The sequence below is a fragment of the Flagellimonas profundi genome (genome assembly GCF_017313275.1).
GTDB lineage: Bacteria > Bacteroidota > Bacteroidia > Flavobacteriales > Flavobacteriaceae > Flagellimonas > Flagellimonas profundi.
Genome location: NZ_JAFLNM010000001.1, coordinates 1143745 through 1165464, shown reverse-complemented (window position 1 = coordinate 1165464; position 21720 = coordinate 1143745). Strand labels below are relative to the sequence as shown.

The window sequence follows — 21720 nt, the reverse complement described above, 5'->3', positions numbered from 1 at the left end:
TAAAACTAGTTTTGGTTCCCAAAAGTATTCCGAATTGGATAAAAATTTGTTAAAAGACCTCTCATTGGCCTTAAAAGGTGAGTTGTTGTTCGATGATTTGAGCAAGGCCATCTATGCCACAGATGCTTCCGTATATAGAAAATTGCCAACAGCGGTGGCCTATCCCAAAAATGCTGATGACCTTAAGGTTTTACTGGATTTTTCCAATAGGAATAACATTGGATTGATTCCAAGAACGGCGGGAACGTCTTTGGCCGGACAATGTGTGGGAGAAGGAATTGTGGTCGATGTAAGTCGTTATTTTACCAAGATCATTAGTCTGGACAAGGACAAAAAACAAGTTACGGTACAGCCTGGAGTGGTACGTGACGAGCTTAACCAATATTTAAAACCTTTCGGTCTTTTCTTTGGGCCCAATACCTCTACATCCAACCGATGTATGATTGGCGGCATGGTCGGCAACAATTCCTCTGGGACAACGTCCATCCAATACGGCGTTACCAGAGATAAGGTTATTGCCATGCAATGTGTGCTTTCGGACGGAAGCGATGCCTATTTCTCCGATATTTCCAAAGAAGAGTTTGAAAAGAAGAAACAAGGGCATTCGTTGGAAGCCAAAATCTACAATGAACTTTACAAGGAGCTTTCCGATCCAGAAGCGCAACACCATATCAAATCCGAATTTCCGAAACCCAGTATTCACAGAAGAAATACGGGTTATGCAGTGGATGAACTGCTCAAAAACAACATTTTTGGGGATGATGCAGCAGACTTCAATATGTGTAAATTGTTGTCCGGGAGCGAAGGCACCCTTGCCTTTACCACGGCGGTAACACTGCAACTTGATGACTTGCCTCCACCATTTGCAGCCATGGTGGCCACGCATTATAAAACATTGGAGGATTGTTTAAGCGACGTTGCACCTGTTATGCAACACAGTCTCCACCTATGTGAAATGATGGACAAAGTAATTCTAGACTGTACCAAAAACAACAGGGCCCAATTGGCCAATCGTTTTTTTGTAGACGGTGACCCAGCGGGTATTTTGATGTTGGAAGTAAAGGCCGATTCCAGGAAAGATCTGGACCAACAGCTCGATGAGTTGTTAAAAACGATTGAAAAGTCCGGCCTGAGCTACGCCAACCCAATTCTGTACGGAGAGGACATCCATAAGGCGATTGAACTGCGTAAGGCAGGTCTTGGCCTGTTGGGCAATATGGTGGGGGATAGGAAAGCGGTGGCCTGTATCGAGGATACGGCCGTGGCTTTGGAGGACTTAAAAGATTTTATCGGGGAGTTTTCCCAGATCATGAAAGGGTACAACCAAGACGCAGTGTATTATGCCCATGCGGGTGCTGGAGAATTGCATTTACGGCCCATTCTTAATTTAAAGAAATCAGCGGATGTGGTGTTGTTCCGGAGCATTACCACCGATGTAGCCAAGTTGACCAAAAAATATCATGGAAGCTTTAGTGGAGAGCACGGGGATGGAATTGTCCGTGCAGAGTTCATTCCACTGATGATTGGCGAGACCAACTATGAGCTCTTGAAAAGGGTAAAAGCACTTTTTGACCCAAATTTGGTGCTGAACCCGGGGAAAATCGTGGATGCATACCCAATGGATGAGTCTTTACGCTACAAAGTTGATCGCAAGGAGCCCGAAGTAAATACGTTACTGGATTTTTCTGATAGTGAGGGAATTTTAAAAGCTGCCGAAAAATGCAATGGTAGCGGTGATTGCAGAAAGAGCCATAACATGAACGGTGGTATGTGCCCGAGCTATCAAGCCACCAAAGATGAAAAGGACACTACGCGAGCTAGGGCCAATGCATTGCGTGAATTTTTGACCAATTCTGAAAAAATCAATCGGTTCGACCACAAAGAACTTAAAACGGCATTCGACCTTTGTTTGAGCTGCAAGGCCTGCGCCAGCGAATGTCCCAGCAATGTGGATGTTGCCGCCCTAAAGGCCGAATTCTTATACAATTACCAAGAGGCCAACGGATATTCCTTGCGAAGCAAATTGTTTGCCCACAACACCCGATTGAATGCTATGGGGAGTAAGGTTTCCGGCATCACGAACTGTATGTACGAGTCCAAAATGGTCGGGGGAATGCTTAAAAAGGCGGTAGGGGTGGCCCCGGAGCGCAACTTGCCCAAGGTAGGTCGATTCAATTTTAAAAATCACCTGAAAAAGCACCGTGTAAAGCGAACCGACCTCTCCAAAAAGCAGGTCGTCCTTTATATTGATGAGTTTGTGAAGTATCTGGATATCCAGATCGGGAAGGATGCCATAGAGCTATTGTGCAAATTGGGATATGATGTAGAGCTTTTTTATGGTGAAAGTGGGAGAACCTATCTATCCAAAGGATTTCTGAAACAAGCCAAAAAGTTGGTGGCCCGGAATATGGAGAACCTTAAAGAGGTTTTAAATACAGGAACTCCAATTCTAGGACTGGAGCCCTCTGCAATTCTTTCGTTCAGGGATGAGTACCAGCGATTGTATGATGACAAGGAACAATTACAGAAATTGGCATCCCAATCATTTTTGATAGAAGAGTTTTTGGCCGCTGAAATCGCAGCGGGCCATATCACCTCCGATAGCTTTACAGATCAGGAAAAGACCATCAAAATTCACGGACATTGCCATCAAAAAGCGTTGAGCAATCAAAAAGTGACCTTCGATGTTTTGAATCTCCCAAAAAACTATAAAGTGACGATTATACCATCGGGTTGTTGTGGTATGGCAGGTTCTTTTGGTTACGAAAAAGAACATTTCGAAGTAAGTATGCAGGTAGGTGGACTAAAGTTGTTTCCCGCGGTGGAGAAAAGTACTGCGGACACTTTGATCGCGGCCAACGGAACAAGTTGCAGGCATCAAATAAAGGATGGGACGAAAAGGGAGGCACTGCACCCTGTTTCAATCTTGAGACAGGCCCTTGTCGTCTAGGTAATCCTGATCTACATTTTCTTCGCTTTCGCCAGAGTATTCCTCGGTAACGTCCTCAATCTTGACTTCTTTATCGGTTATCGAAGCGATGAGGTCGTTCATATCCATTTCCTTTAAATCCTCGTCCACAAAGAAAGGGGAAAGTCTATCGTGATTGTAATGGTATATTCTCCAGCGTTTGAAAGAATACTCCAAAGCTGTCAGGTTTTCCACCCAATCCCCTGAATTTAAATAGGTGCAACTACCGTATTTGTTCTCGTACACCTCTTTTTTGGGTTGATGGATGTGTCCACAGACCACATAATCATAATTGTTTTCTATGGCCAATTCGGCTGCGGTCTTTTCAAAATTGTTGATATGCTTAACAGCACTCTTAACACTGTTTTTTATCTTTTTTGACAACGAATATTTCTCACGTCCCATTTTGGCCAAGCACCAATTCAGGAAGCTATTGATCAAAATAAGGATGTCATAGCCATAGCCGCCCAACTTTGCCAACCATTTGGCATTTTGTATGGAGACATCAAACACATCACCATGAAAAATCCAAGCTTTTTTACCATCCAGATTAAGCACCAACTTGTTCATGATTTTAAAATTTCCCATTGAAGTATCACTGAACTTACGAAGCATTTCATCGTGATTTCCAGTGATATAGTAAACCTCGGTCCCTTTGGAGGCCATCCCGATGATTTTTCTCAACACTTTGAGGTGGGAAGGCGGGAAATACCGTTTGCTAAATTGCCAGATGTCAATAATATCCCCGTTCAAGACCAGCTTTTTTGGCTGTATGCTATTTAGATATGTAATGAGTTCATCTGCATGGCAGCCATAGGTTCCCAGGTGTACATCTGAGATAACCGCCAATTCTATCTTCCTTTTTTTCAATGGTATAGGGTTTACTGCAAAATAAAATGGTTGGGATAAAATAAAAATGAAATCGAAGTCATCAATTCATGAGGATAATGTTAAAAAATCATCATGCTGAATCTAAATATGTTACAATAATATTAAGGCATGACATCGTTTTTGAATTAGATTTGTATCGTCTACCTTTGGGGACATCATAATTTATATACCGAATGGCAGGAAATTCTTTTGGACAACTTTTTAGGCTCACCACCTTTGGTGAATCTCATGGAAAAGCATTGGGAGGTATCATCGACGGTTGCCCTGCAGGGATAACATTGGACTTGGAAAAGGTTCAAGAGGAATTGAACAGAAGAAAGCCCGGGCAATCTGCCATTGTTACCCAACGCAAGGAACCTGATACGGTGGAGATTTATTCGGGTGTGTTCGAAGGAAAAACTACTGGAACGCCCATTGGTTTTGCCATTCACAATACCAATCAGAAGTCCAAGGACTATTCGCATATCAAAGACTCGTACCGACCATCGCACGCGGATTATGTGTACGATAAAAAGTATGGTTTCCGTGATTACCGTGGTGGAGGTAGAAGTTCTGCACGTGAAACCGCGAGTCGGGTTGTGGCAGGTGCCATTGCAAAGCAATTTTTAAGTGATATAAAAATAAACGCCTTTGTCTCCCAAGTTGGGGAGATGAAGTTGGAAAAGCCTTATCAGGAATTGGACTTTTCCAAGATCGAGTCCAATGCCGTTCGTTGCCCCGATACCGAAATGGCCCAAAAAATGGAGGATTACATCAAATCCATAAAGAAACAAGGCGACACCATTGGTGGAGTGATCACATGCGTGATCCAAAATGTACCAATTGGTCTGGGAGAGCCTGTTTTTGATAAGCTCCATGCCCGTTTGGGTGAAGCTATGCTTTCCATTAATGCGGTAAAGGGTTTTGAATATGGCAGTGGGTTTGCAGGAGTGGCCATGAAGGGTAGTCAACATAATGATGCCTTCAATGCCGACGGCACCACAAAAACCAACCGTAGCGGTGGTGTGCAAGGTGGTATCAGTAACGGAATGGACATCTACTTCAGTGTGGCGTTTAAGCCTGTGGCAACCGTACTGCAATCCTATGAGACGATCAATAAGGAAGGTGAAAAAGTAACCACCCAGGGCAAGGGGAGGCATGACCCCTGTGTAGTTCCAAGAGCTGTGCCGATCGTGGAGGCCATGGCTGCATTGGTTTTAGCCGACTACTCGCTATTGGCCCGCACCAACAAAATCTAGTCCACGTTAGGACGTTTCCATTCAAAAAAGTATCTTTCCATCCATAATCTTACTTTATGAAGAAATTGGAATTGCACTGGCAAATCCTCATAGGAATGCTAATTGGTATTGTTTTTGGATTTGTGATGACCCAAGTTAGTTGGGGCAAGGAATTTGTAAATGATTGGATCCAGCCTCTGGGAACCATTTTTGTAAAACTTCTTAAGCTTATTGCCATACCACTTATTTTGGCATCCTTGGTCAAAGGGATTTCCGACCTCAAGGATATATCAAAATTTAGGAATATTGGTCTTCGAACCATTGGAACCTATATCGTGACAACCGTAGTGGCGATAACCATTGGGCTATTGTTGGTAAATGTCCTGAATCCGGGTAGTGGTATTGACGAAGAAACGGTGACCAAGCTTACCGATACCTATGCAGGTGATGCTGGGGTTACCTCAAAATTGGAAGAAGCTTCGCGTCAAAAAGATAGTGGGCCCTTGCAATTCTTAGTTGACATGGTGCCGGACAATGCTTTGGCGGCCATGACGGACAATGCCTTGATGCTGCAAGTAATATTCTTTACTATCTTTTTGGGCATTTCCATGTTATTGATTGGTGAGAAAAAAGCAAAACCACTTAAAGATTTTTTTGATGCTCTCAACGATGTGGTTCTTAAAATGGTCGATTTGATCATGTTGACGGCTCCTTACGCCGTATTCGCCCTGTTAGCGGGTGTTGTAGTGTCATCCAGTGACCCAGACTTGTTATTGGCCCTTTTGAAATATGCAGGAGTTGTTGTCTTGGGTCTTTTATTAATGATTATTTTCTACGCCACCATTGTAGGTCTGGTTACCAAAAAGAATCCGTTGTGGTTCTTAAAAGAGATAAGTCCAGCGCAACTATTGGCTTTTTCTACCAGTTCCAGTGCAGCTACTTTGCCGGTGACCATGGAAAGGGTAGAGGAGCATATTGGTGTGGATAAAGAAGTATCCAGTTTTGTACTTCCTGTAGGTGCCACTATCAATATGGATGGGACAAGTTTGTACCAAGGTGTTGCCGCAGTATTCATTTCGCAGGCTCTTGGGTTTGATTTGACTTTTGGAAATCAATTGACCATAGTATTAACCGCTTTGTTGGCCTCTATTGGTTCAGCGGCAGTTCCCGGAGCAGGAATGGTCATGTTGGTGATTGTTTTGGAGTCCATCGGATTTCCACCGGACAAATTGGCGATTGGCCTGGCCTTGATTTTTGCTGTAGATAGACCGTTGGATATGTGCAGGACCGTAGTGAACGTTACCGGTGACGCCACCGTTTCTATGGTTGTTGCAAAATCTGTGGACAAACTTGGCGACCCACATGTGGAAGAATGGGATGACCATTATGATGAGGTCAAGTAAACCAAAGAAAGAAACATTTGAAATAAAAAAGACCTCCATTTTTGGAGGTCTTTTTTGGTTTTAGAGGGAGATATATCTTCCTTTTGGGAACCTTACCTGAAAAGAGAAGCTTTCCTTTTCCACGGATTTAGGTTCCATTGCCATATTCCAGGTCAATAAACCTTTGTTCTGGTCATACGTCGCATTATTGGTCACAATATCATCCACTTTGATCTCCTTGTTCTGTGATTTAGGTATCCTATCCATAAGTTTTAGATTGATGGAGCTGTTCTTGTTATTTTTAACCTCCAGTACATAACTGCGATCTAATATCCGGTTACTGCCCACAAAGGGTTTACTTTTAAAATTACGTTCCTGCTGCCTTGTTACCGTGATATTGTGCTCAATACCCAACGATAAGATCATTTCTTTTTTTGTTGTATACGGGTCCAAAACGGTTTTACCGGCATAGGAACCTTCAAAGTAGATATTGGCTTCACCTGGTAATAGCTGGTGTTTCTCCCAATCTTTAAAACTGGCGGTGAGATATACATTTTCATTCAATATGGGGGCAGCAAAATATTCGTAGGTAGCCGGTATGTTATAGGTATTCACTTCAACGGACGTAATATCGCCATCGGACAAAACGGTATAGGGTTTTTTAATGGTAAATTCTGTTCTGGTTGCTCCTTCTTGGGTATCACTTTTCTTGGTTGTTATGACCACGACACCATTGATTCCCCGGTTTCCATAAATGGCAGAAGCATTGGAGCCTTTCAGCACCTCAATATCCTGGATTTCGTTTGCGTCCAAGTCACCCTCAACAAAATTGTCAACAGGTACTCCGTCTATAATGTAAAGGGGTTGGGGGGTGCTGGTCGCCTTGGAAGCACCTCTAATGGAAACCCCTGCTACTCTGCCTTGTAAACTTCGTTCGCCGGTAACCGCCCCTGCAGCAGCAGTACCATAAGCTGTTACCACCACTTCATCCAAATGTTGTGCATCTTCTTCCATACGAACGTTCATAATGGAGGAGTAAATGGGCAATTCGTAAGGACGCATCCCGATATAGGAAAAGGTCAATTCTTGACCAAAGGGCACCTCCAAAGCATAATTGCCATCAAAATCGGTTTGTGTGCCCTTTGTGGTGCCTTTGATCACAACGTTTACTCCGGGCAGTGGAGCACCGGATTCGTCGGTAATGGTCCCAACCACTTTTTTTACATTGGGATTAAAGGCATATCCCTTTTTCTTTGTAGCCGGGGTGTACCTTTTTTGATAGGCACTCACAAAGTTCAAATAATGGACCTCAATTTTGGGTTTGCTGATATTGTGATTTGGATTGCCTGTGGACAAAGCGATCTTTACATTTTTCCAATCCTGCCCCGTATTTTGGTATACGTTGCCCTTGTATGCCAAGGAAAGCGGTGCGTTCAATCCAGAGGATTTAATGTTGTAATTGGGCACCCACCCCGCATCTTTTACCAAGTAGGACAGTGAAGCGTTCAGGTTGGTGGAAATCGGTGCATCAAAAGTAATGGTTATTTCCCCTTGTGGAGTCGCTTTGGCATTGTTTGCCTCGGCCAACTGTTGCTGTAGATCGTTGATTTCCAGCTTTAGTTTATTTATTTTTAAATGGGCCTTGAAAATTTCATTTTTAATGCTGGTAATGCGCTCTCTGTAATATTGACCAACCTGTTTGATTCTTTCCAGATCTAAAACCTGACTGTCGCCATTTACAATTCTATTGGAGGTGATTACCTTTTCTTCTTCCTCGAGACCTGCAATGGTATTCTTTACCAATGAAACTTCATATTCCAGTTCTTCAATAGTGTTTTCCCATGCTTTGATCTTCGGGTTGCTCTCGGTTTTTTCAAGGAAATTGGTGTCGTATGCGATAGCTAAAATGGAAACGGCACCTAGTCCTGAAATTTGAATGCTGCTCTCATCAATTTTATGGGATAGCCCTGTAAAAACCACTTCGTTCGACCCCTCTTTTAGCAGACAGGAAGCTGTTCGTGTTATCTGGGCCCCATTGAGATAAACGGTGACTTCCTTTATTTTAGAAGGAGTTTTTATCGTATTGGCAAATAGTAGGAAGGGTACACACAAAAATAGAATGACTGTATTCTTCATAATGGTTGGATTTTAATTGTTTATCCAAACCTATACTTCAAATGTTCCAATTAAAACCGGGAATAGTGTGAATGGGTCAGTTGGCTTAGGGAACCCTGGGTTTTGATGAGTCAATCCAAAAATTTGGCTTTTAGCTCCGGGGTCGGAACCATGCAAGACTCCTGTTTGCCAAACCATTTATAGCGATTTTTGGCCACAAAGTCATAGATAGCGTTTCGGATAGAGGAGGGAATCCATGTGAAAACGGAGGTCAATTTCCATAAGCCTCCCAGGTCTTTTGCGATTTCCAGGGCAGCGTCGGATTTGGTATAATAGGCCACGCCGGGCTCAATAAGGATAATGGAATCCACTTTGCTGGTATCAATATGGCGTTGACCCACCAATTGTTGCCCCGCTTCGCTCTGTAGGGCCGCATACCGGAATATATCCTTTTTGTCCCTTTTAATTACAAATTGGACAGCGTTGTTGCAGAGGTTGCAGACCCCATCGAACAAGATGATCTTTTTACCGTTTTCCACGCTGCAAAGATAGTGTGGAAGTAGCTGTATTGGAAATATTAACCCATAACACCACGTGTACTATTATAAACGATAAAAAAGACCGAACGATAAAGCGGGCAACACTTTGGAGTCGGCCGTGGAGGATCCCCAGTCAAAATTGAACCAATAGGGGAGTACCACGGGTTCTTTTTCAGTTCTGTTATACGAAAGCTCCAACAAGAGCCCAAGATCTAAAGTAATCCCAAACCTTTTGGATAGATTAAAATCCCTGCCCATCCGAAGGTTCGTATACAGGTAGGTGTCCTTAAAACTGCTTGTTTCATCTACCAGGTAATTGAGTCCACCCCTAAGGTACCAAGGTCGTCTATCCGTATATTTGGATTGCCCACTAAAGTGATTGAAATAATCCAGTGAGATGACATAAGTAGTATTGTAGGAATCATTTATGGTCCCAAAACCATAGCTTAGCCCCAGTTGGGATTGCTTCATTTGAAATCGGGCTCCGATACTTATTAAATCAGGTACTCCGATAGTTGCTGCCAGGTTTACTTTCTCTTGACCGGAAACACTTAAAAAACAAAGTGTACATAATCCGGTAACGATAAAAATCTTAAACGGTTTTTTCATCTTACTTATAGGTTTGGTTGCTCTATTTTGAGCCAAAGAAGTAGGACGAACGTTTTTAGACTACCGGGCAGACTATTAAGATACAAATAATGTGCTTGTATTCAGTAAATTAATTTGATTTCCGACAATGAAAAACAATACCGTTTCTTTTCAATACCCGGCCAACTGATATATTTCATCGGGAGTGAGTTCACTAAGTTCTAGAACGTCCTTGCCCGATTTTGTCATGGCCTTTCTGATCAGATAATTTCCGGTACGGTATCCGACCGCCAACCGGCCATCGGGGTGTTGGAACATCCAATGTTGATAGTTGGCATTTAGGGGCAACGACCTGATCTCTTCCACCCATTGCTCCGCAATAGCTGCTTCTGGCGGGGTATCCGCTTCCATGCTTTCACCGGTATAATCCTCGGAGAATACAACGGCCAGGCCTTCGTTTATGGCCGCTATGGATATGCCGGGTCCATATTTGTTGTCCTGAATGGCCCAACCGCGTGATAAATGGTGGAATTCGTGGAAAATAGTATGCTTAAGTGCCGTTTGCGTTGCTTGGGTAACGCCTCCCGGGTATTTCTCCGAGATTTGAATGAGCACTACAGGAGGAACATTGGTTTCCGTACGTCCGGTAACGCCACCTACCATATCAAGGTCCCAATCCACAATTTCCAAGGATACCTTTATGCTGTCCGGTAGGGTGGGCAATAGGGCTCTGATTTCTTTTTCCGATTCCAATGCCACTTCGCGAATGAGCTCTTTTTGTGAAGGGGTGAATTTTCCACCTGCTTCGGTAAAGGAGATAATGGAACTTGTGGTTTTTGTGCTGTTCGATGTGTTTTTACAATTGCTGATGACTAATAGCGCAAGAAGGAATGATAGGATTTTGATTGATTTCATTGATGTTTGTTTTACCTGTAGACTCTGTAGAAGCAAAAATGTTACATCAAAAGGAAATGGAACGCTAGAAATTGTCATTCGGAACCAACCGAAGGGCGTGCAAGAAATCTAGATTTCCCAATCGATGCGTTACATCTCCTATCGAAATGACTCGGTACTTGTACTTATGGCCAATGTTGTGATTTCCTGCTATTTTTAACTACCCAAAAGGTCCATACACAATAGCCTTATCCCCGATATCGATATGTTCGCAACTTTTAGAGAAGCTGCTGTTATCCTTTTTAATTTGGAATCTTACGTTTTTGTCCTCCCCATTGGAATCTATAGGAAGCCAACGATAAGGTAAATCCAGTGTTGATTCTTTTGGGTTTATAAGTTCTAGAATAGCATGCTCACCGTTTAGGTTTTCAAAAGAGGCTGGTTTAGCAAAGGATAATTCCAGTGTGTTGTCATCCACTATTTTGCGTTCCATTAACTGAACTAACCTTTCATCAACATACTTTTCATCATCACATTCGGACCAAATTTTATCCTGGTTCATTTGCAATGCAGCCAAGAAACCTCCCTGAATCGACCCTTCGAAACCACCTCCTGGGAAAGCCCATGCCGATGCAAAGTATACATTGGGGATCAAGAAATTGTTTCTAAATCGCTTATTTGCTATCTGGTCTTTAGTTTGAGCGTAGCCATAGACCGAACCGCTTGGGTTAAGGGTATAGCGTTCAATGGTCATGGATGTGGATACTTCGTAGTACGCTATACTCTTTCGAATTCCTGGATATTGCTTTTCCAAACGTTGCAATAAAATTTGGGCTACTTCTTCTTTTTTGGCATCGTACTCTTCTTTGCTTAAAGTTTCCCAGTCTTCAATATAGTCAACCGTACAAATCACACCTTCAGATTTGTCAGGTGGTGCAAGTCCGGCATCTACCTTGTTATAGTCCACAAAAATGAATCTACGTTTGGCCCAATCACCGTGATGGTTATTTTTAATATCCTTTAATGTCATTACACCATCCCCTTGAAAAACGTTCGAATAGTATTTTACGCCAAACTGTTCCACATCGGTATTGAAGCCAAGATACATGCACAACAGCGAACATGAATTAATTTTCGAGCTAATTTTTTGTTGAAGCTGGGTCGAATAAGGTTCATCCAACATCGATGATACCAAAGGAATGGCGCAATTGGCTATCACATTGTCACATAAAACCGTAACAGGTTCTGAATTCGTATTAAAGCTATCACGAAACATAACCCCAGTTGCCTTGCCATTTTCCGTAATGATCTTTTCCGCTTTTTTACCCAAGAGTACGGTACCGCCGTTATTTTCGATATAGGATGCAAGGTAATTGGAAAGCTGTTGTGACCCACCTTTTATAAAATGGCCGCCATTCTCAATAAAGCCCGAAAATGGTACAGCAAAGTAGAACATTGACAGTGTATAAGGATCATCTCCCCAATAAACAATATGGGCTATGAGGTCTAATTTCGCATCTTCATTGGCAATGTACTTATCCAACCAAGATCCAACGGTATGTTTGGTTGCCTCTACTAGATTAGGGTAAAGTAATGGCATCAATGGATAAATCAGTTTTTGTACCAAAGGCGAACGTGGAAGACTGGTGGCATCCTTTCGTGTTCCTGCTATCAACTTCATAAAACGTTTGATCCCTTTTTCCTCTTCCGGGTATTTATCTATCAATGCCTTGGCAGCTGCAGCATATCCATGTGGCATCACAAAATCCTCTTTATCGGAAACCACCCCATAAAACTCAGGTACTTTTTGGAAATCCACATGTTTTTGCACGTCGAGCATTTTAAATATTCGCGTTATTGAACCATTTTCTGTGAGTCCGCTCATTTCGTGTAGCCCAACTTCTATAATAAAATCTCCTCGTTTAAATGTGGTTGCACAGCCACCAGGCTTGTGATGCTGCTCTAATAAAAGAACTTTCTTTCCAAATTTTGAGAGCGTCGCTCCAGCGGTTAATCCTGCCAATCCGCCTCCTATGATAATGGTATTGTATTTCATGACTGATAATAGGTTATAATTGATTGATAGTTAATTGTTTAAATAACCTTTAAAACTATCTATTTAAACCCTATTAAGTAATGATGATCGTCAGTTCCCTGTCTTTTTCTAAAAGCAGGAAGTTTAGTTTAAGGAAAGAAGAAACAATGCATTATAGCCTTTGTTTTAATGCACTTTTATTGATGGTCAAATTAAGGCAAACCGTCCAGGAAAGAATCAGGACAAAAGCAATTTTCTGAATGATAGGAGAATATTGAGTTAGATTTTCATTGTAGTAGAAGAAGTTGTTCAACCCAACAATTAGAATACAAAATACTCCCATTACCATTAAAAAGATCAACCGGTTTTTGTACAGGGCCCGTAGCATTCCGATGATGACCATGGTGCCAAATACACTTAAAATGGTTGTCATAATATTATGGTATATAGTAAAAATGAAACATGCTGATAACATGGCCAAAGTCCCCGAAATTCGAATTATATTTTTCCAATTTCCATTTTTTTCAAAATGGTCCGCAAACTGAAAGAAAAAGATGATCATACTACCGCAAAGGATGGTTATACCGGCAATGGCAACGGGCCTTGCTCCATTTTGAACTCCATTCAAGCCATTTTCACGCATTAAATTGCACCAATGATTGTTGAGCCAATCAAAACCTGCTGAATTTACATCTACCAGCGAACCTCCAGGGTATAGTTTGGAAGCATAAAAGTAAATACCTATAAACACCAGAATCCCTATGGTGGGAAGAAATTTAAATAATCCTTTTTGGTTTATCGTATTCCTCATTTTAAACAAATGTATGGTGACAATCTCGGCTATGGATTCTTTGTGATTGGCGGCCGGTACGATTTTCCAGTGAGTCAAGGCCGCAGTACGAAACCATTCCTTTGGTTGTTTGCTTACCTAAAAGTAGGGAATTTAGTTCAAGGCAGGAGGGAACAATTACTTAAAGCTATTATTGGATATAGTGCTTTACTATTTTGACAGTCAACATTATTCTTTTATCCCGTGTTTTTTTCTTTGATTCCTGCCATACTCTATAAATGAGCCATCAAAAAATTTGCTGAACGGATGTTTTAACAATGCTCCAAATCCAGCGGAGAGTACAACTCCATCGACCAGTGCTTTTCTAGATCTCCAATTTTTGGCGCTCAACATTTTGTTCTCGTTTTGCAAAAATAAATTTTCGACGTGCCGAACTTCTGCACCGAACAGGTAAAAACCATGAATTTGTTCTTCCTCGCTCAAGGAGTCGGGATCATCTCTAAATAATGTTATCAATCTTGCCAATTCTGGAGAACTGCTAAAATTGAGCAGTATGTTGATGTCCAAAGCTGCAATTTCATGAAAAGTTGATGCCTGTGTTGCTTTTGTATTGGCTTTGATTTGAACACCAACAAATATCAAGGATATAATAATGGCAACCGCTGATATTATTTCAGCGATCAATGCATATTCTTCCAGTGTTTCTAACATATCCTTAGTTTTTTTCCAGTTCTGATGTTATTTCTTTTGCCTGGGATTTCATTTCTTTTATTGCGTAACTGATATTTCTAACGGCAATGGGTATATAACCACCAGAAGCAACTAGAAAGTCATCGAATTGATCGTTGGTATAAATCAACTCATGATTTATGATATATTCCACTTTTATACCATCTGTTGTGTCGGGGATAATTTCTTTTTCAAATATGGCAGCGACCAAGTCATTTTTCTCATACAGTTTTCTTCTAATAAATTCATTGACCCAAAACTCAACTGCTTTTAATTTTACCTCGTATAAATCCGTAATGCTATTTCTAAGTTCGGAATTTGAAATTTTATCCAATCCTGTGGACTTGATGGACTCGTATGGACTATAATTGATTGCAAGCGCAATACCTCCTTGTCTTACATTGTTAAAATGGTAGACCAGTGAATCGTGAGGGTAAGTTGATCCATTTCGAACAGTTGTCAATACAATAACGCTTTGTTTTAATTCTTCAAGATTTTTAATTCCGCCCTCCATGTTGTATATGTCTTTATCCAGGGCCTCCTTAATTTCATTCAGCATCGTTAGTTCATAATCTCTATTGATTCTTTCCTGATTCTTGTTATTGATCTGTAGGGCAATCAAAATTCCAATAACCACCAATACAATTTCCCCAATGGCATAGGCTAGGTATTTTCTAAACTTATTTTCTACTAGTAGTTGTTGGCGGATTTTCCGGAAGAACTTGATCATCTTGGGTTGGTTTCCCTAAAGATATGGTTTTTAATGAATTGGATATTGAATCAATAAGTAGCAAAGACGTGTATAAAACAGGCTTTAATGCTCTTTTTCCCTCATTGGCAAAGAGACATTTACTTTATAGCGATAATAGCACTTGACGGACCGGTCAAGGGCATCACACTCGTTTGGCCAAATCCTGCCTCTTTTGCCCATTGATCAAAGTTGGAGGCTGTAAAATCAAAACCGTGTTCTGTTTCGATAGCCATATTCAATGACATCATTAATCCGAATGCATTCTTATTTCTTTGATCATCAATAATATTTTCAATAACAATAAGGGCTCCTCCCTCAGGTAAGGCTTTATAAGCCTTTCTTATCAACATTACTTTGTCCTCATAACCCCAATCATGGAGAATATTTCCCATAGTGATTACGTCTGCCTTTGGTAGGTCATCTATGAAAAAATCGCCTGAAACGACCACTATTCTATCACTTAATCCAAATGCTTCTACATTTTCTTTTGCAATTGGACTTACAGGGGGAAGATCAAAAGAAATGCAATTCATGTGATTGTTGTTTTTTGTAACATGAATCGAGAAATTGGCACCGGATCCCCCTACATCACAAAGCGTTTTATACTTCGAAAAATCAAAATCATGCGCCAGCTTCATAAAGTTCCCGGCTTGAACACCTCCCATACCGTGTATGAATTCCCTTAGTCTATTTTCATTTGCATAAATAGCTTCAAAAAGTGGTTTACCTCCATCTTTCATCTCATTTTGTGGCTTGCCTGTTTTTAGACACGTTTCCAAATCGTTCCAAAACGGGTACAATCTATTGTTCGACATTTCTAAAATGCCTCCAATGTAGCTTGGTTTATTTTTATCCAAAAACAAATCTGAATCGCCTGAATTACTATATACAGCATTCTCTTTTAGTCCCGAACGTTGCAAAAAACCCAATGCTACCAAGGTGTCTAGAAAATCGTATAGGGATCTTTCATTCAACCCCAAAGCATTTTTAATTGCCTCGCCCGATAACGGTTCATTGGCCAGATGGGTGAACAGGCCCATATTAACAGCTGTAAGCAAGGTTTTTGAAGCCCAAAATCCCATTCCGATTTGAATTATTTTAGAAGGGTCGATTTGATGTTTAATGGTAGTTTCCATAATGCAGTTGTTTAGTTAGTATATATTTTTCAATTTGTGCCCACGGTTCATATACGAACTGTTATAATGACTTATATACATTGTTTGTACTTTCGTTAATTTTTGATATTATTTTTTCTTAATTCCAGTTCTATTTCAGCTACCAATTCTTTGCTATTTGAAAGTATTTCCGTGATGTACCTTCGCTGGACTCCATTAACAGCGTTTATCACATGACTATAGAATCTGGATAAGGCTAAATAAGTAGGAGAATTATGATTGCTGATCCAGGTAGTATCAATACTTGTAACATCGAATGATCGATCGCCATAGTGCCTTTTTATAAAATCAAAATGGTCTAAATTGGAGGCTTTATAATACTCCCGTGAATCTTCATTAATCTCTCTAAAGTTTTGTTGGTACAATTCTATTAAAGCATAATGATCACTCAAATCATTTAGCAAATCCCTGTTCGTAATAATGTAAATGCCACTGGTATTGATCATTTCATCATAGGTCTTTCTATTTACTGCAAAACTTTGCCAACGGAATTGAATGAGAGAATCAAGGGTTAACATGTCCTTTACTGATTCTGCTTCAAGAAATAATTCCCACCCTTTTTCTTGATTGGATTGATAAACAGCCAAAATGGAATCTCTCAACGTTAAATCCTGTATATCCAAATGGATATCATCTTTCAGTTTTTGAAGAAAGGATAATTCCTTTTCACGTTCTTTTCTATCTCCATTAAAATCGTTTAGTTGAATAGCTATTAGAATACCGATTACTACTAGAATGATCTCACCGATAGCATAAATCAGATACTTGCTGAATTTATTTTCAGAGAGTAATTTTTGCCTAATTTTTCTAAAGAACTTGATCATTGGAGGTTGGTTTCCTCTAAAGATATGATTTTTAATGAATTGGATGCTGAAGGAATGTGGTACAACCCTTTCGGCCATGGATTCGCCCTTGGGTTGTTTGTTTTCTTAAAAGTAGGGAATTTAGTTTAGGGGAGGAGCGGGCAATGGATTATGGCCAGTGTTGACGGTAGTTGTATTTTATACGCTTAAATTTTTACATGAAATGATTATTGAACTTTAAAGGTTTCAATAATCTTGGCATCGACCCAATAGTTTGTACTCTCCCAATATGTGCTGCCATCTTCTCTTTCTTTTTCTTCCGACCTTCCAAAAAGCAAATATTTTCCATCTGGGGTTAACCTTGCACCATTTTCTACTAGTTCTGAATTTATCTTATCCCCCATATTAATGGCAGGACCCCATGAACCATCTTGCTGTCGAAAGCTGATATAATTATCGGACATACCATATCCATCTTCGCGCTCACTACCCCATATTAAAAATGATTCATCAGGAGCTATAAATGGGTGAGCTGTCCATTTTCCTGTATTAATATGTTTACCAAGTAATTTAGGTTCTTCACGTTTACCGTCTATAATCCTTGACATTCGGATTACGTCGTTACTTTTATAGTCATCAAAAACCAAGGTGCCTTTAGCCGAAACTGACATCACCATAATGCCCCAATCTTCCCTATCGAACATTGGGCCGAGGCTTTTAATTTTTGACCAACCAGAGTCTGTACGTTCTATGTAATTCCATCTAGAATATAAGATATTACTGTCGCTGGGATTATGTTTGAAGCTATACTTATTGACCCTGTAATAACTACCCTCATTCCGATACACAACTACTGGGTCCTCAAAGGGGTTGTTCCCCGTATATGTAAAATAAAACTCATCCATATCCAAAGAGTCGGTATTTCCTAATTTCCAATCTTGGGAGGTACCCTTTTTGGGAACAAAAATTTCGGGTGTTAATCCTGGTGGTTTGTAACCAAAGTATAGGTTTTCTTCTATTGTAGAGTCATTCTTCTTTGATTCTGATTTTTCAGTTTTGCAAGCATTTAAAAATATTATAAATGCAAATGCTAAAAATTTAATTCCAATATTTCTCAAGGTTAATTTTGTTTTAATTACCGCCACCAAACGTCTCGGCTATCAGTGTTTGTTTTCTTAAAAGTAGGGAATTTAGTTTAGGGGGAGGATGGTACTATGAATTATAACTGTTACCCCTGTACCGCTTTATTCCGTTATTTCAATCAAATTTCCTTCGGGGTCGGCAATCACACTTTCATAATATCCATCTCCGGTAGTTCTAGGTTCTCCGATGACCTTAAATCCGTTTTTACGGATGGTTTCGGTAATGGCATCCACTTTGTTTTTCGAACCAACGGATATGGCAAAATGGGTCAGGCCAAGTTTGGCATCCAGGTTATCCATGAAATCTGAAATATCGGGCCTGTGCATTAATTCGATGCGTGCTCCTTTTTTAAAGGAGAGAAAATAGGAACTGAATTCTTTCTTTGGATTGTAATATTTTTCATTGGATTCCAGTTCGAAAAAATTCAGATAAAATTCTTTCATTTTTTCCAAATCCGAGGTCCATAGGGCGATATGTTCAATCTTCATTATACTTCTTTTCTTAAAAGTAGGGAAATTTGTTTAGCGGATAGGAGCAATGGATTATAGTCATTGTTGGCTAGCGTTTTTTATAAAACGTAACGGTGTCGATTCCATCAATATGGTCCGGAGCATTCCGGTAATATTCACTGTATTTTCTTTCTACAACCATTATACTGTCAGTAACGTTTAAAATCCGCCATTTTTTCTGATATCCAATAGTGTATGTCCACAAGCCTTCAGGCATAACAAGTACATCGGAATTATCGAATTTATATTTTGCTGAATCAATCCCCAAGAAATAGTGCCTGATTTCATTTTTGTCAATCTCATAATATGGAGGCCATATCGAATCATGTTCAGGAATAATTGCAGGTGGGGGTGGCGGTAAATTTTTATTTTCAACTCCGACCCATACCTCTTCAGTCCATTTTCCAAATACTTTTAAGGAATCAAGAATTCTTTTTTTAGATTCTAACTTGATGTTGGTTGCGTTTACATTCTCAACGTCATTATTATTTCCAGTATCTGGTTTACAGGAACAAATGAATAGGATTATAAGAAAGGTTTGTAAACGCATTTTAAATGATAGGCCTCGGCTATGAATGGTTAGTTTTCTTAAAATAGGGAATTTAGTTTAGGGGAGGAGAGAGCAATAAATTATATCTGGTGTTGTAAACAGTTATTTTTGTTCATAATTATAGGGAATATAACTTTCCCATTTCCATGGCGTATATGTATCTCTAATTGATATTTCTAAAAGTTCTTTGAAGATACTTTCCGCATTATCACTATTGGATAGAATTATAATTCCTATATTTTTTTCTGGGAAAATAATAGAATAATGTTGATATCCTTCTCCATGCCCTTCTTTAAATGCCCCTTTGCCATAAGGCGAGGTGAGCAATCCCCAGCCAAGACCATAACTCAATTCTATTGAATCATTCTCGTTTGTGTCTTCCCATGCCTGATGTCCAAATTGTGTTTTTGATTTTATTCTAATGTTTGGCCTGAATAACAAATCAGTTATGGGTAAATTGTGACTGGTTTGTTCGAGTATGTGTTTGATCAATTTTGAATAGTCTTCAAGTGTTGTCGACAAAGAACCTGCTGCATTTGCTTCATCTTCTTTATCTATTGGAATAATTTTTTCTTCCGTTGTGTGGCCATTACAATATTTGTTATTGAATTTATCCTGCCATACATAGCTTGTCATATTCATCTGAAGTGGATGAAATATGAGTTCCTGTGCCAGTTTTTCAAGTTCTTGTCCAGTGATTTGTTCAATAACAAATTGTAGTAATTGAATCCCTTCTCCGGAGTAAGAATATCTTGTTCCCGGTTCCACTGTAAAACGAATTTTACCCTCCCGAAAAAAATCATTTTCTTTTGTCATCCATCTCCAGTTGGGGAAACCAGTGGTATGAGATAAGCACATCCGGGCAGTAATTTTTTCATATCGTTTGTCTTTCTTAAGGTTTTTGTATCCTCTCCATTCCTTTTCGAATTCAATGGTGGGAAGCGGTTTGTCAAGATAGTCTTGTAAAGGTTTGTCAAGGTCCAATATTCCTTCGGTCACCAGTTGAGCAACCAAATATCCAAAAACAGCCTTACTTAAGGATGCTCCATAAAAAACGGTTTGATTGGTTAATGTGTCTTTATTATTGATATTGGCATACCCAAAAGAATTTTGGTAAGTAATTTTGTTGTTATTGAAAATGGCTATTGAAATTCCAGTTACGTTGGCAGAATCAACAAGCGATTTAATTTTAGCTGTTAATTCTGATTTAGAAATTTGAGAATCGTCTATTCTTTTTATTTGTGGTCCACTGTTTATGCACCCAAATAAATTGAAGAGTATAAATAGTACTATTAATTTTTTCATAATTGTTGCCAATGGCCTCGGCTATAAATGGTTAGTTTTCTTAAAAGTAAGGAAATTAGTTTTGGGGAGGAGCGGGCAATGGATTATGGCTAGTGTTGGCGAAAGATTTTTAATTCAATTCATATTTGGTCAATTCTTCTGTTAGCTCTTCCCGTGTTATAAGCGGTCTCCTTTCCAAATGAGCAAACCCATATCCGTTTCCTCGAACAAAAGCAGGCAAAAATTTATCCCCAATGGATAAAATTATGCCAACATCTATCAAATTGGAATATGCTTCTTTTACCTTTTTGGATTCTTCCGAATTTGGTTTGCATATAATTTGATCGTGATAGCTACTTGAAGACTCCTCGAATATTTTCTTTATTTTTCTTTCAGTTGTTCCCCCAATAATACTCAAGATCTTATTCCAGTGAGCATCCAGGTCAGGTGATGTCATCGAATCGGTAAAGTATAATAAAGTCCGAACACATTTGATGTCCGTTATGGGTTTGTTTTCTACAAGTACTTTGGCATTGTTACAGGGCAGGTATTGTTTGTTATGTTTTCGAACTTCAACGGTCATAGCTTCGTCAGCTCTATTTTGTGAACTCGCAATTTTAGGCACACATTCCAATTCTACGTAATATTGCTCAAACTCAAATATGACTTTTATAAATTCAGTCCATATTCGAATGGGCTTAGAATTATTAAGCCGCTGTAGCATATCCTTTTCTATGTTGCTGAATGTGTAGTTCAATTTGTGTTGGAGGCACAACGGCCTCGGCTATGAATGGTTGTTTTCTTAAAAGTAGGGAATTTAGTTTAGGGGAGAAGGAGGGGCAACGGATTATAGCTAGTGTTGCCTGTAGTTTTTTAATATTCAAGTTTGTTTTTCAATTCATTATTTTCAATAATTATGAACCATTTATATCCTGAACTAATATATCTTTTCTGGCTTTCCAAATAACCCGGTTCTATATTTTTTAAATCAGAAATAGCTTCAGGCACAATCTTTTTCAAAGACTCATTTGAAGTAATATTATCTAAAATTGTTAGAGTTCCGTTTTCATTTACTCTAATTCCAATTTGTAACGTGTCTTTTTCTAAAACTAAATTTCTTTCATTCGCTTTATTCAATATTATTTCACTTATTGAGTTTTGAAAACAAGCATCAGTCTGATTATTTTCACAGTTTTCTATAAATGGAACGCTAGATTTGTTTTTAAAATTTTGTTCTGTTTTGGATTCCGTCTTACTAGCTCTGTTGGGTTTGTTAGAAAAGCAAGAAGAATTTAAAATCAGAATAAATATTCCGATAAAATAGGTAATCAGGTTTCGATAGTTCATTCAGCATTCT

General features: G+C 39.6%; 20 protein-coding genes. 3 read left to right on the top strand and 17 right to left on the bottom strand.

Features of this window, described 5'->3' with window-relative positions; all coding sequences use genetic code 11:
- Positions 1-34 precede the first annotated feature (34 nt).
- Complete coding sequence (locus tag J0654_RS05425; RefSeq protein ID WP_207026636.1) at positions 35-2950, top strand: FAD-binding and (Fe-S)-binding domain-containing protein; 2916 nt, start codon at positions 35-37, stop codon at positions 2948-2950.
- Here the strand turns inward: J0654_RS05425 and J0654_RS05420 are convergent.
- A complete protein-coding gene (locus tag J0654_RS05420) occupies positions 2921-3838 on the bottom strand; it encodes a UDP-2,3-diacylglucosamine diphosphatase (protein ID WP_207026635.1) in 918 nt (305 codons plus the stop codon). The two genes, J0654_RS05425 and J0654_RS05420, sit on opposite strands and share 30 nt — an antisense overlap.
- A 194-nt stretch (positions 3839-4032) precedes the next feature.
- Here J0654_RS05420 and aroC point away from each other — a divergent pair, with 194 nt between their 5' ends.
- Together aroC and J0654_RS05410 are read left to right on the top strand one after the other, a co-directional pair.
- Complete coding sequence (gene aroC / locus J0654_RS05415; RefSeq protein WP_207026634.1) at positions 4033-5097, top strand: chorismate synthase; 1065 nt, start codon at positions 4033-4035, stop codon at positions 5095-5097.
- Positions 5098-5153: 56 nt separating this feature from the next.
- Positions 5154-6479, top strand: a complete 1326-nt coding sequence (locus tag J0654_RS05410; RefSeq protein ID WP_207026633.1) for a dicarboxylate/amino acid:cation symporter — start codon at positions 5154-5156, stop codon at positions 6477-6479.
- Between the two features lie 60 nt (positions 6480-6539).
- Here the strand turns inward: J0654_RS05410 and J0654_RS05405 are convergent, their stop codons facing one another.
- From J0654_RS05405 to J0654_RS05330, 16 genes are all read right to left on the bottom strand, one after another.
- Positions 6540-8594, bottom strand: coding sequence for a DUF4139 domain-containing protein (locus J0654_RS05405; RefSeq protein ID WP_207026632.1), 2055 nt, complete (start codon positions 8592-8594; stop codon positions 6540-6542).
- Between the two features lie 110 nt (positions 8595-8704).
- Positions 8705-9112 (bottom strand): thiol-disulfide oxidoreductase DCC family protein, encoded by a 408-nt coding sequence (locus J0654_RS05400; protein ID WP_207026631.1) that lies wholly within the window; start codon positions 9110-9112, stop codon positions 8705-8707.
- 63 nt (positions 9113-9175) lie between these two features.
- Positions 9176-9721: a hypothetical protein gene (locus tag J0654_RS05395; RefSeq protein WP_207026630.1), complete on the bottom strand. Its 546-nt coding sequence runs from the start codon at positions 9719-9721 to the stop codon at positions 9176-9178.
- 150 nt (positions 9722-9871) lie between these two features.
- Positions 9872-10615 carry a DUF2268 domain-containing putative Zn-dependent protease gene (locus tag J0654_RS05390; RefSeq protein ID WP_207026629.1) on the bottom strand — a complete coding sequence of 248 codons (744 nt, stop codon included), beginning with the start codon at positions 10613-10615 and terminating at the stop codon, positions 9872-9874.
- 199 nt (positions 10616-10814) lie between these two features.
- Complete coding sequence (locus J0654_RS05385; protein WP_207026628.1) at positions 10815-12650, bottom strand: phytoene desaturase family protein; 1836 nt, start codon at positions 12648-12650, stop codon at positions 10815-10817.
- A 151-nt stretch (positions 12651-12801) separates the two neighbouring features.
- Positions 12802-13440 (bottom strand): hypothetical protein, encoded by a 639-nt coding sequence (locus tag J0654_RS05380; RefSeq protein WP_207026627.1) that lies wholly within the window; start codon positions 13438-13440, stop codon positions 12802-12804.
- Positions 13441-13647: 207 nt separating this feature from the next.
- Complete coding sequence (locus J0654_RS05375) at positions 13648-14130, bottom strand: hypothetical protein (RefSeq protein ID WP_207026626.1); 483 nt, start codon at positions 14128-14130, stop codon at positions 13648-13650.
- 4 nt (positions 14131-14134) lie between these two features.
- Positions 14135-14878: a DUF6090 family protein gene (locus J0654_RS05370; RefSeq protein ID WP_207028059.1), complete on the bottom strand. Its 744-nt coding sequence runs from the start codon at positions 14876-14878 to the stop codon at positions 14135-14137.
- A 119-nt stretch (positions 14879-14997) separates the two neighbouring features.
- Positions 14998-16035, bottom strand: coding sequence for a methyltransferase (locus tag J0654_RS05365; RefSeq protein ID WP_207026625.1), 1038 nt, complete (start codon positions 16033-16035; stop codon positions 14998-15000).
- A gap of 95 nt (positions 16036-16130) precedes the next feature.
- Positions 16131-16898 carry a DUF6090 family protein gene (locus J0654_RS05360; protein WP_207026624.1) on the bottom strand — a complete coding sequence of 256 codons (768 nt, stop codon included), beginning with the start codon at positions 16896-16898 and terminating at the stop codon, positions 16131-16133.
- A gap of 206 nt (positions 16899-17104) precedes the next feature.
- Positions 17105-17995, bottom strand: a complete 891-nt coding sequence (locus tag J0654_RS05355) for a hypothetical protein (protein ID WP_207026623.1) — start codon at positions 17993-17995, stop codon at positions 17105-17107.
- A 126-nt stretch (positions 17996-18121) separates the two neighbouring features.
- Complete coding sequence (locus J0654_RS05350) at positions 18122-18508, bottom strand: VOC family protein (RefSeq protein WP_207026622.1); 387 nt, start codon at positions 18506-18508, stop codon at positions 18122-18124.
- A gap of 70 nt (positions 18509-18578) precedes the next feature.
- Positions 18579-19079 carry a hypothetical protein gene (locus J0654_RS05345; RefSeq protein WP_207026621.1) on the bottom strand — a complete coding sequence of 167 codons (501 nt, stop codon included), beginning with the start codon at positions 19077-19079 and terminating at the stop codon, positions 18579-18581.
- A gap of 102 nt (positions 19080-19181) precedes the next feature.
- On the bottom strand, positions 19182-20384 hold the full coding sequence (locus J0654_RS05340) for a serine hydrolase domain-containing protein (protein WP_207026620.1): 1203 nt from the start codon (positions 20382-20384) through the stop codon (positions 19182-19184).
- A gap of 109 nt (positions 20385-20493) precedes the next feature.
- The gene (locus J0654_RS05335; protein ID WP_207026619.1) at positions 20494-21087 is read right to left on the bottom strand and encodes a hypothetical protein; all 594 of its coding nucleotides are present in this window, start codon (positions 21085-21087) and stop codon (positions 20494-20496) included.
- A gap of 149 nt (positions 21088-21236) precedes the next feature.
- Positions 21237-21710: a hypothetical protein gene (locus J0654_RS05330; RefSeq protein WP_207026618.1), complete on the bottom strand. Its 474-nt coding sequence runs from the start codon at positions 21708-21710 to the stop codon at positions 21237-21239.
- Between the last annotated feature and the right edge of the window lie 10 nt (positions 21711-21720).